Here is a 9,605-nt window from a genome sequence, read left to right as displayed (position 1 = left end):
ACGACCCACGGGCCGACGCCGCCGACTTCGTCGCCCTGCTCGAGGGGCTGGTGTTCGACCATCTCGTCGGCGCGCGGAGCACGCCCGCCGACGGCGCGGACAGGATCGCCCGCCTCACCCGGCCGATCCACCGCTTCCTCGCGGCGTGACGCCGGTGCCCCATGAACTGCGGGCACACGTTCCACCAAATTTGAACCATCAATGATTCAGACTGTCGGCGGACGGTGCGTGGGCACCGGGAACGGATGGCTGGGATGCGTAGGACAGTGCTGACAGGTGTGCTCGTCGCGGCGATGCTGGGCGGCGCGGGCGGCGCCGCCGGAGCCGAGGCCGCCGTCGAAGGCGTGGCGGCCACGGGCTCCTCGCAGAGCGGGACCGCGCTGCCACCGATGGACTCGCCCCTGTTCTGGCTCATGGCCATACGGAATACGCTGCTGTGCGATCTCGTCGGTTCGGGCAGCGGCTCGACCTGCCCGTTCGGCGGCTGATCCCGTGTCGGCGCGCGGGCACCGCAAGCGGAGGGCGGGGATACGTGCGGCGGTGGTGATCGCGGCGTTGGTGGGCGGATCGGCGGGCTCGGGCGCCGGGCACGCCGCAGCGGACGCGGAGGTCGGGCCGGTACTCGGCCCGCTCGGCACCGCGTCGTCGATGATCGGCAGCACGGCGTTCGACACCATCGACGCGAATCTGCAGTACCTCCTCCGCTGCGCGCTCTTTCCCGGATCGGGCGGCAGCGCGGGGTGCGGGCAATAGTTCGCCGGCCGTGGCCGGCGCACGCGCGTGAGCGGTCAGCGACGTACCGGCGGGACCAGGCGACCGAGGTCGATGACGATATCGAAGGGGACAGGGCGCTGAAGCACGGTCCGGCAGATGGCCGCTGGGGCGTAGGCGCGGGTCGGCTCGTCGAGCTCGTACACGTGCACCACGGGAGCGCCGTGCTCCTCTTCGACGCACCAATAGCCCGGTATGCCCGCCTCGGCATATTTGCGGAGTTTCACCGTGCGGTCCCGGTGCGCGGACTCCGGCGAGATGACCTCGACGACGAGGCGGACATCCTGGGGGGTGAAGAAGGTCCGGTCGGGGTCGTAGCGGGCGGTCGTGACGAGCAGATCGGGCTCGGGTCGGTTGCGGGAATCGAGCCGGATCGTCATCTCCCGTTCGACCTCGTAACCCGCGGGGGCCTGCTCCATCAACGTGGTGGTGAGGGCCGTGACGAGACGACCGTGCCAGGACCGCTGGGGGGACATCCTGAAGACAAGGGCTCCATCGATGAGTTCGGTATGCCGAGGCGCCTCGGGCAGGTGGGTCCAGGTCTTCCGCGAACCAGCCCGCCGCGCGCGGGGGGCGCATCCAGTCGGGTAGTGCGGTCATGCCTCAACTGTAGTCGGGGAGATCGGCTACCAACCGGCCTCGCTGTATTCCGACGGGTGGCTCAGGGCGTGGATTCCCGTCGCCGAGTAGTCGATGAGATTGTCGGGGAGGTCGGCGAGGGGGAACCAGCGCAGTGCGTAGCACTTGTCGGGCTCGCGGTTGTCCGGGGTGCCCGACCAGGTGTCGGCGCGGAAGAACAGGCCGAGGCGCGGTTCCCGGGCGGGGGCGGTCACGTGGGCGACGTGGACCAGGCGCACACGGGCCGGGTCGAGCCGGATGCCGGTCTCCTCCCACGCCTCCCGGGCGAGACCGGCGGTCGCGGACTCGCCGTGTTCGAGTTTGCCCGAGGGCAGGTGCCAGCGGCCGTCGTACTCGTCGCCGCTGCGGCGCAGGCTCAGCAGAACCCGCGCCTCGCGGACGAGCAGCAGGTGGACGTCGACCAGGTGCCGGGCGATGGTCATCGGCGCTCCCCTTTCGGACACGCCGCACAGACTACGAACCGGTGAGCACCAGACCCGAGGTCGGGACGCCGGTTCCGGCGGTGACCACGATGCGGTCCAGATCCTCGACCTGGTTGACCGAGGTGCCGCGGACCTGCCGCACCGCCTCGGCGATGCCGTTCATGCCGTGGATGTAGGCCTCGCCGAGCTGGCCGCCGTGGGTGTTCAGCGGCAGTCGGCCGCCGATCTCGATGGCACCGTCCGCGACGAAGTCCTTCGCCTCGCCGCGGCCGCAGAAGCCGAGCTCCTCGAGCTGCATGAGGACGAACGGGGTGAAGTGGTCGTAGAGGATCGCGGCCTGCATGTCCTCGGCGCGCAACCCGCTCTGGGCCCACAGCTGGTCGCCGACCAGGCCCATCTCGGGCAGGCCGGTCATGGCGTCGCGGTAGTAGCTCGTCATCACGTACTGGTCGGCGCCGCTGCCCTGGGCCGCGGCGGCGATGATCGCGGGCTTGTTGGGCAGGTCCTTCGCCCGTTCGACGCTCGTGATGACCAGGGCGACACCGCCGTCGGATTCCTGGCAGCAGTCGAGCAGGTGCAGCGGCTCGGCGATCCAGCGGGACGCCTGGTGCTGCTCGAGGGTGATCGGCTTGCCGTAGAAGAACGCGTCGGGATTGACCGCGGCGTGCCTGCGGTCGGCCACCGCGACGGCGCCGAAGTCGGCGCTGGTGGCGCCGGTGACGTGCATGTACCGCCGGGCCACCATGGCGACCTGCGCGGCGGGCGTGCCGAGACCCTGCGGGTAGGCCCAGCTCGCGTCGATCCCCGACGAGGTGGGCGCGGCCGCCAGCGCCGGGCTGAACTGACCGAAGCGGGCGCCCGAGCGCTCGTTGAACGCGCGATAGGCGACCACCACGTCGGCGACGCCGGTGGCCACGGCCATCGCCGCCTGCTGCACGGTCGCGCACGCCGCGCCGCCGCCGTAGCCGATGTAGGAGAAGAACTTCAGGCTCGGGATCCCGACCGCGCGGGCCACCGCCGCCTGGGTGTTGGTGTCCATCGTGAACGTGGTCAGGCCGTCGACGTCGGCGGGCGTGAGGCCCGCGTCGGCGAGCGCGGCCTGCACGGCCTCGGCCGCCAGGCGCAGTTCGCTGCGCCCGGAGTCCTTGGAGAAATCGGTGGCGCCGATGCCGACGATGGCAGCGCGTCCGGAAAGTGTCACTGCTGCTCCAGATCGGGGTGGGTGAACACGGCGGTGGCGGTGATGTGCTCGCCGAGGCTGTCGCGGCCACGCACGTCGACGGTGACCTCGCCGCCCTCGACCGCGGTGACCGTGCCGGTCAGGGTGAGCGTGTCGCCCGCGTACAGCGGGACACCGAGGCGCAGCGCGATCTTGCGGATCACCGCGCTCGGGCCCGCCCAGTCGGTGACGAAACGCTGCACCAGGCCGGTGTCGGTGAGGATGTTGACGAAGATGTCCTTCGACCCCCGCTCGACCGCCTTGTCCCGGTCGTGGTGCACGTCCTGGAAGTCCCTGGTCGCCAGCGCGGTGCTGATGACGAAGGTCGGGTCGGCGTGGATCACCAGTTCGGGCAGGGTCGCCCCGACGGCGAAAGTGGTTGCGGTGCTCACGCGTTCGCCTCCCAGTACGGCAGTACGGATCCATCGGCGAGCTTCTCGAAGGCGGCGCGGACCGGCTGCCCGATCTCGACGGCCTCGGGGTCGACGCCGCGCAGCTCGCCGAGCATGCGCACGCCCTCGTCCAGTTCCACCAGCGCGACCACGAACGGCAGCGCCCGGCCGGGCACCTTCGGCGCGTGGTGCACCACGAAGCTGAACACGGTGCCGGTGCCCGCCGCGACCACGTAGTCGGTGGTCTCGGCCTTGTCCAGCCAGGTGGCCGGGATCGGCGGGTGCTGCAACCGGCCGTCGGGCAGGCGCTGGATGCGCAGCTCACCCACCTCGGTCCCCGCCCAGAAGAACTCCGTGTCGAGGGATTTCAGGGGCACGACCCGGTCGCCTGCGGGCGCCTCGGGCTTCGCGGCGGGGGCGAACTTGAGGATGCGGAACAGCATCTCGGTCACCACCTCCTCGCCGACCCGCCAGGTGGTGGTGAAAGTCAGGAACCAGCCGTCGCCCAGCCCGGTCCGCTTGGGGCCGACGATGTCGGACAGCCTGCTGGTGACCGTCACCTGCTCGCCCGGCACCAGGTAGCGGTGGTAGGTCTGCTCGCAGTTGGTGCCGACCACCGAGGTGAAGCCGGCCGCGTCGAACAGCTCGGTCGCCAGGCCGAGCGGGTCGTCGGCGGTGCGCGACCCGTGCAGGCCGTTCATCGTCCACACCTGGGCCATGGCGGGCGGCGCGACGATGCCGGGGTGCCCGGCCGCCCGCGCCGCGGCGTCGTCGACGTAGATCGGGTTGGTGTCGCCGATCGCCTCCACCCAGTTGTTGATCATGGGCTGGTTGACCGGGTCGCGGCCGGCCCGGGGGGCCGACTCCCCGGCGGCGGCGATCTTCGCCGCCGCCGCGGGGAGGTCTTCCGGTGCAAGGATTTCCGGCATGCGCCGCTCCTGACGGGTTTCGCTGGCTATCGGGGGACGCGCGGCAGGGCGAGGCCGGAGGAGGCGACCAGTTCGCGCATGATCTCGTTGACGCCGCCACCGAAGGTGACGACCAGGTTCTGCTTGGTGCGCCGGTCCAGCCACTCCAGGAACTCGGCGGTCTCCGGCTCGGCGGCGTCGCCGTAGCGGCCGACGACCTCCTCGACCAGGCGGCCCGCCTCCTGCAGCGATTCGGTGGAGAAGATCTTGGTGGCCGACGCGTCGGCGATCACCGCGTTCTGGTCGGCCTCGTCCTCGGCCGCCGCCGCGACCTGCCAGTTGAGCAGCTCGTTGAGCCGCACCATCGTGCGGACCCGGCCCAGCGCGCGCCGGACCTCGCTCTCGCCCAGCAGTTCCCGGGACGCGCACCAGTCGCGCAACCGGTCGTAGAGCTGTTCGATCTTGCCGGAGGGGCCGAGGCTGACGCGTTCGTGGTTGAGCTGGGTGGTGATCAGCCGCCAGCCCTTGTTCTCCTCGCCGACCAGCAGGTCGGCGGGGACCCGGACGTTGTCGAAGTAGGTGGCGTTGGTGTGGTGGGCGCCGTCGCAGGTGATGATCGGCGTCCAGGAGTAGCCCGGGTCCTCGGTGTCGACGATGAGGATCGAGATGCCGCGGTGCCGCGACTCCACCGAACCGGTGCGCACGGCCGTCCACACGTAGTCGGCCTCGTGGGCGCCGGTGGTGAAGATCTTCTGGCCGTTGACGATCCAGTCGCCGCTGTCGTCACGGACCGCGGAGGTGCGCAGCGAGGCGAGGTCGGTGCCCGCCTCCGGCTCGGAATAGCCGATGGCGAAGTGGATGTCGCCGGACAGGATCCCGGGCAGGAAGCGTTTCTTCTGTTCCTCGGTGCCGAACACCTGCAGGGTCGGACCGACGGTCAGCAGCGTCACCAGCGGCAGCGGCACGTCGGCGCGCACCGCCTCGTTGAAGAAGATCTGCTGCTCCATCGGGCCGAAACCGCCGCCGCCGAACTCCTTCGGCCAGCCCACGCCGAGTTTCCCGTCGGCGCCCATCCGGCGGACCACCGCGCGGTAGGCGTCGCCGTGCCGGTCGGTCGCCATCGCGGCGGCCTCGTCGGGGGTGACGAGTCCGGCGAAGTAGGAACGTAATTCGTCGCGCAGCCGCCGCTGTTCGGCGGTCAGATCGATGAACATCTTGCTCCCAGATTGTCGAGTCGCAGCCCCGCGCCGCCGAGCAGGCGGGCGAGGTCCTTGGCCTGTGAGTAGTAGCGATGCATCGGGTGGGTGATGTCCACACCCAGTCCCCCGTGCAGGTGGTGACACTTCTGCATGGCGCGGGGCAGTTCGGCGGCCGCCCAGTAGGCGAGCACGTCGAGGTCCTCGTCGACGCGGGCCCGGTGCTCGGGGGACGTGTCGTCCTGGGCCAGCGCCCAGGACGCCGACTCGGCCGCGACGTGCAGCGTGCGCGAGACGACGTACAGGTCGGCGATCTGCTGGGCCACCGCCTGGAACTCGGCCAGCGGCCTGCCGAACTGCCGACGTGTGCGCACGTGTTCGGCGGTCAGCCGGATCGCGCCGTTGAGCAGGCCGTCGGCGGTGGCGCCGATCCCGGCGACGGCGTGGCGGAGCACGGTCGGCAGCAGGCCGGGCAGCAGCTGCGCGGCGGGCACCTCGACGTCCTCGAGCACCACGGTCGCCTCGGGGATGCCCGAGGAGGCCGGGGTCGGCAGCACCGAGAGGCCCTTGGCGACCGACTCGACGAGGGCGACGCCCTGATCGGTCGGGATCAGCAGCCAGCGGGCCTGCTCGGCGTAGATCACGCTCACCTTGCGGCCGGTGATCCGCACGGTGTCGCCGTCGCGGACGGCGGTGGTGTGCGGCGCGGCCGTGAACGGCGCGCCCGGCTCGCTCACCGCGGCGGTGAGCACCACGCCCTTGCCGACCTCGCCGAGGACGCGCTCGGCCAGGCCGGCGGGCAGCGCGTCGAGCAGGGGCAGCACCCCGAAGGCGAGCGTGGGCAGCGCGGGCACGGCCGCGGCGTCGGTGGCCAGTTCGTAGAGCAGCGCGCTCACCTCGGCCAGGCCCATGCCGTCGCCGCCGAACCGCTCGGGCACGGCGACCGCGAGCAGCCCGGAGTCCACCAGCGGTGGCCACAAATCCAGATCACGTGCCTGCTGCCGTTCCAGCAGGCTCACCACCACTTCGGCTACCGCGTCGGCGCTGTCGTCGCGAGTGAAATCCACGGCGTCCTCCCTCATCGAGCTAACTACCCGCATCCCGCGGAAGCCCGAGAATGCGCTCGGCCGCCACGGTCAGCAGAATCTGCTCGGTGCCGCCCGCGATGGACAGGCAGCGAGTCAGCAGGAATTCTTTCAGGGCGGCGTCGTCCAGGGCGCCGCCCGCGCCGGAGAGCTCGAGTTCGAATTCCGCGAGCTCCTGGCGGTGCCGGACGCCGACCAGTTTGCGCACGCTGGACTGGGCGCTGGCGTCCGCGCCCGCGAGCGCGGCCAGCGCGATCCGCTGTTCCAGCAACGTTCCGGCAATCGACTCGGCGATCAGGGCGCCGAAGCGGTCCTCGCGCAGTTCGGTGCCCCAGCCGCCCGGCGGGTTGGCCGCCAGCAACGCCTCGAGCGCGCCGCCGATCCCGCCGCCACCCATGGCGACCCGTTCGGCGGACAGCGTCGTGCGGGCGATCTTCCAGCCGTTGTTCTCCGCGCCGACCAGGTGCTCGTCCGGCACGAAGACCCCGTCGAGGAAGACCTCGCTGAACCGGGCCTCGCCGGTGATCTGCACCAGCGGCCGCACCTCGACACCGGGCGCGCTCATGTCGACCAGGAAGTAGCTGATCCCCCGGTGCTTGGCGACGGTGGCGTCGGTGCGGGCCAGGCAGATGCCCCAGTTGGCCTGCTCGCCGAGCGAGGTCCAGACCTTCTGCCCGCTCAGCTTCCAGCCGCCCTCGACCCGCTGCGCGGTGGTCCGCAGCGCGGCCAGGTCCGAACCGGCGCCGGGCTCGCTGAACAGCTGGCACCACACGACCTCGCCGGTCAGGGTGGCGCGCACGTAGCGTTCGATCTGCTCGGGGGTGCCGTAGCGCAGCAGCGTCGGCACCGCCCAGCCGCCGACCGCCAGGTCGGGGGTGGTCAGGCCGGCCCGGCGCAGCTGCTCGCCGATCTGCAGGCAGGTCATCGGGTCGGCGTCGCGGCCGTAGGGCGCGGGCCAGTGCGGCATGACCAGTCCCGCCTCGACCAGCGCGGCGGCCCGCTCCGCCTCGGGCAGCGCCGCGATCGCGCCGATCTCCGCGGCCAGCGACCCGTCCCCGGCGTCGTCGCCGAGCACCCGTTCGGCGCCGGTGGCCCGCCGGGCGCCCGCCCTGGTGAGCTCGGTGACCCGGGCCCGCCAGCGGTCGGAACCGCCGAGCAGCTGGCGCAGGGTGCTCGCCCGCCGCAGGTAGAAGTGCGCGTCGTGCTCCCAGGTGAAGCCGATGCCGCCGAGCACCTGGATGGCGTCCTTGGCGGTGTCGACCGCGGCGTCGAGCGCGATGGCCGCGGCGATCGCGGCCGCGATCGGGAGCTCGTCCGGCGCGGAATCGGCGGCGGCCGCCGCGTCGGCGGCCACGGCGCGGATCAGCTCGGTGCGGCACAGCATGGCGGCGCAGATGTGCTTCACGGCCTGGAAGCTGCCGATGGGGCGCCCGAATTGCTCACGGACCTTGGCGTATTCGACCGCGGTCCGCAGGCACCAGCCCGCCACTCCCGCGAGTTCGGCCGTGGCGAGCACGACGAACAGGTCGGTGACGTCGAACGCGGGCGCGTTGACCCGGTCGCCGGGCACGGTGAGGCCCGAGACCCGGACCGAGGCCAGCGGGACCGACGGGTCGCCGCCCGGCAGCGGGGTGACCTCGGCCTCGCCCGCCCGGAGCAGGAACCAGCGGACGCCGTCCGACGCGGGCGCGGGCAGCAGCAGGTCGGTGTCGGGCGCGGCGCCGTAGACGGTGCCCCAGTCGCCCGCCAGCGACCAGCCGTCGGGACCGGACGTCGCCGTGGCCTCGTAGGGGCCCGTCGCGACGCCGCAGGCGCCGTCGGGCGCCACGGCGCCGCCGGTCACCAGGCCGGCCAGCGCGGTGGCCAGCACGGGCCCGCCGACCAGGTCGTCCGCCGTCTGTTCCAGCAGAACGGCCAGGTCGGCGATGGTGCCGTCCAGTCCGCCGTGCGCCTCGTCGAGGGCAACCGCGAACACGCCGAACTCGGCCAGGCCGGCCCAGTACTCGTGCCAGCCGGTGGTCCCGGCGGTACGCATTGTTGCAATCGGTGAGACCGAACTCGCCCAGCCACGTAGGGCGTCGACGGCGGCTTTATGCTCGTCAGTGGTGGCGATGGTCACAAGAAATACCGCCTTTCCGGCGTGACTCCCACTCCTAGAACATGTTCTAATATCTGGGCCGGGTCGAAGTCAAGACACCTCGACCAGCGACCCGGTGGGCCGACCCGTGCCGGTGACGCCCGACGGAACACGCACGCAGCGAAAGGATCTCCGGACACCATGGACAGGCCAGCACCCACGCCCACCGTGACGACGCTGTCCGAGGACGAGCTGAGTTCGACCGCGCAGCGAGAGCGGCGCAAGCGCATCCTCGACGCCACCCTGGCCCTGGCCTCCAAGGGCGGCTACGACGCGGTGCAGATGCGCGCGGTCGCCGAGCGCGCCGATGTCGCCGTCGGCACGCTCTACCGGTACTTCCCGTCCAAGGTCCACCTGCTGGTGTCCGCGCTGGCGCGCGAGTTCGAGCAGTTCGAGAGCAAGCGCAAGCCCCTGGCGGGCGGCAGCCCGCAGGAGCGCATGCACGGCCTGCTCACCCACATCACCCGCATGATGCAGCGCGACCCGCTGCTCACCGAGGCCATGACCAGGGCGTTCATGTTCGCCGACGCCTCGGCCGCCGCGGAGGTCGACCGGGTCGGCAAGGTGATGGACCGCGTCTTCGCCAAGGCCATGAACGACGGCGACCCGACCGAGCGTCAGCTCGCCATCGCCCGCGTCATCTCCGACGTGTGGCTGTCGAACCTGGTCGCCTGGCTGACCCGCCGCGCCTCGGCCACCGACGTGACCGAACGCCTGGAGCTGACGGTCGACCTGTTGCTGGGAGATCGCGGGTAGATCACGTCACGCGACCGCCGCCGCGCGGGAGCGTGAAATGAAACCCAGTATTGTTTTGTGCGCCCCCAGTTTGACCCCTC

11 protein-coding genes are annotated in these 9,605 nt (G+C 71.6%); 3 read left to right on the top strand and 8 right to left on the bottom strand.

Annotation, left to right across the window (positions count from 1 at the left end; genetic code table 11):
- The first annotated feature begins 254 nt into the window (after positions 1-254).
- Entirely contained in the window at positions 255-488 is a 234-nt protein-coding gene (locus ON36_RS02310) for a hypothetical protein (protein ID WP_157224745.1), read from the top strand.
- Between the two features lie 52 nt (positions 489-540).
- Positions 541-753, top strand: coding sequence for a hypothetical protein (locus ON36_RS02305; protein WP_052313572.1), 213 nt, complete (start codon positions 541-543; stop codon positions 751-753).
- 35 nt (positions 754-788) lie between these two features.
- Here the strand turns inward: ON36_RS02305 and ON36_RS02300 are convergent, their stop codons facing one another.
- The 8 genes from ON36_RS02300 to ON36_RS02265 all read right to left on the bottom strand — a co-directional run bounded on the left by ON36_RS02300 (position 789) and on the right by ON36_RS02265 (position 8,751).
- Complete coding sequence (locus ON36_RS02300) at positions 789-1,301, bottom strand: Uma2 family endonuclease (protein ID WP_218001159.1); 513 nt, start codon at positions 1,299-1,301, stop codon at positions 789-791.
- A gap of 96 nt (positions 1,302-1,397) precedes the next feature.
- Positions 1,398-1,853 (bottom strand): NUDIX hydrolase, encoded by a 456-nt coding sequence (locus tag ON36_RS02295; RefSeq protein WP_245557836.1) that lies wholly within the window; start codon positions 1,851-1,853, stop codon positions 1,398-1,400.
- 10 nt (positions 1,854-1,863) lie between these two features.
- Positions 1,864-3,033: a lipid-transfer protein gene (locus ON36_RS02290; RefSeq protein ID WP_043647200.1), complete on the bottom strand. Its 1,170-nt coding sequence runs from the start codon at positions 3,031-3,033 to the stop codon at positions 1,864-1,866.
- Positions 3,030-3,443 (bottom strand): MaoC family dehydratase, encoded by a 414-nt coding sequence (locus tag ON36_RS02285; RefSeq protein ID WP_043647199.1) that lies wholly within the window; start codon positions 3,441-3,443, stop codon positions 3,030-3,032. Before ON36_RS02285 ends, ON36_RS02290 begins: the two co-directional genes overlap by 4 nt.
- Complete coding sequence (locus ON36_RS02280) at positions 3,440-4,372, bottom strand: bifunctional MaoC family dehydratase N-terminal/OB-fold nucleic acid binding domain-containing protein (protein ID WP_043647198.1); 933 nt, start codon at positions 4,370-4,372, stop codon at positions 3,440-3,442. Before ON36_RS02280 ends, ON36_RS02285 begins: the two co-directional genes overlap by 4 nt.
- Positions 4,373-4,398: 26 nt before the next feature.
- Positions 4,399-5,565: an acyl-CoA dehydrogenase family protein gene (locus tag ON36_RS02275; protein WP_043647197.1), complete on the bottom strand. Its 1,167-nt coding sequence runs from the start codon at positions 5,563-5,565 to the stop codon at positions 4,399-4,401.
- Positions 5,550-6,629, bottom strand: a complete 1,080-nt coding sequence (locus ON36_RS02270; protein WP_174377530.1) for an acyl-CoA dehydrogenase family protein — start codon at positions 6,627-6,629, stop codon at positions 5,550-5,552. Before ON36_RS02270 ends, ON36_RS02275 begins: the two co-directional genes overlap by 16 nt.
- A 4-nt stretch (positions 6,630-6,633) precedes the next feature.
- Positions 6,634-8,751 (bottom strand): acyl-CoA dehydrogenase family protein, encoded by a 2,118-nt coding sequence (locus ON36_RS02265; protein WP_043647193.1) that lies wholly within the window; start codon positions 8,749-8,751, stop codon positions 6,634-6,636.
- Between the two features lie 159 nt (positions 8,752-8,910).
- On the opposite strand from ON36_RS02265, the gene kstR reads away from it, so the two are divergent.
- Positions 8,911-9,525 carry a cholesterol catabolism transcriptional regulator KstR gene (kstR, locus tag ON36_RS02260; RefSeq protein WP_043647191.1) on the top strand — a complete coding sequence of 205 codons (615 nt, stop codon included), beginning with the start codon at positions 8,911-8,913 and terminating at the stop codon, positions 9,523-9,525.
- Positions 9,526-9,605: the final 80 nt, after the last annotated feature.

It is taken from the genome of Nocardia thailandica NBRC 100428 (assembly GCF_000308795.1).
Lineage (GTDB): Bacteria > Actinomycetota > Actinomycetes > Mycobacteriales > Mycobacteriaceae > Nocardia > Nocardia thailandica.
This window is presented reverse-complemented; position numbering and strand designations above follow the sequence as displayed.

Coding starts and splice junctions, on each gene's coding strand:
- ON36_RS02310 (WP_157224745.1), top strand. CDS start 255: ATGCGTAGGACAGTGCTGACAGGTGTGCTCGTCGCGGCGATGCTGGGC.
- ON36_RS02280 (WP_043647198.1), bottom strand. CDS start 4,372: ATGCCGGAAATCCTTGCACCGGAAGACCTCCCCGCGGCGGCGGCGAAG.
- ON36_RS02275 (WP_043647197.1), bottom strand. CDS start 5,565: ATGTTCATCGATCTGACCGCCGAACAGCGGCGGCTGCGCGACGAATTA.
- ON36_RS02270 (WP_174377530.1), bottom strand. CDS start 6,629: ATGAGGGAGGACGCCGTGGATTTCACTCGCGACGACAGCGCCGACGCG.
- kstR (WP_043647191.1), top strand. CDS start 8,911: ATGGACAGGCCAGCACCCACGCCCACCGTGACGACGCTGTCCGAGGAC.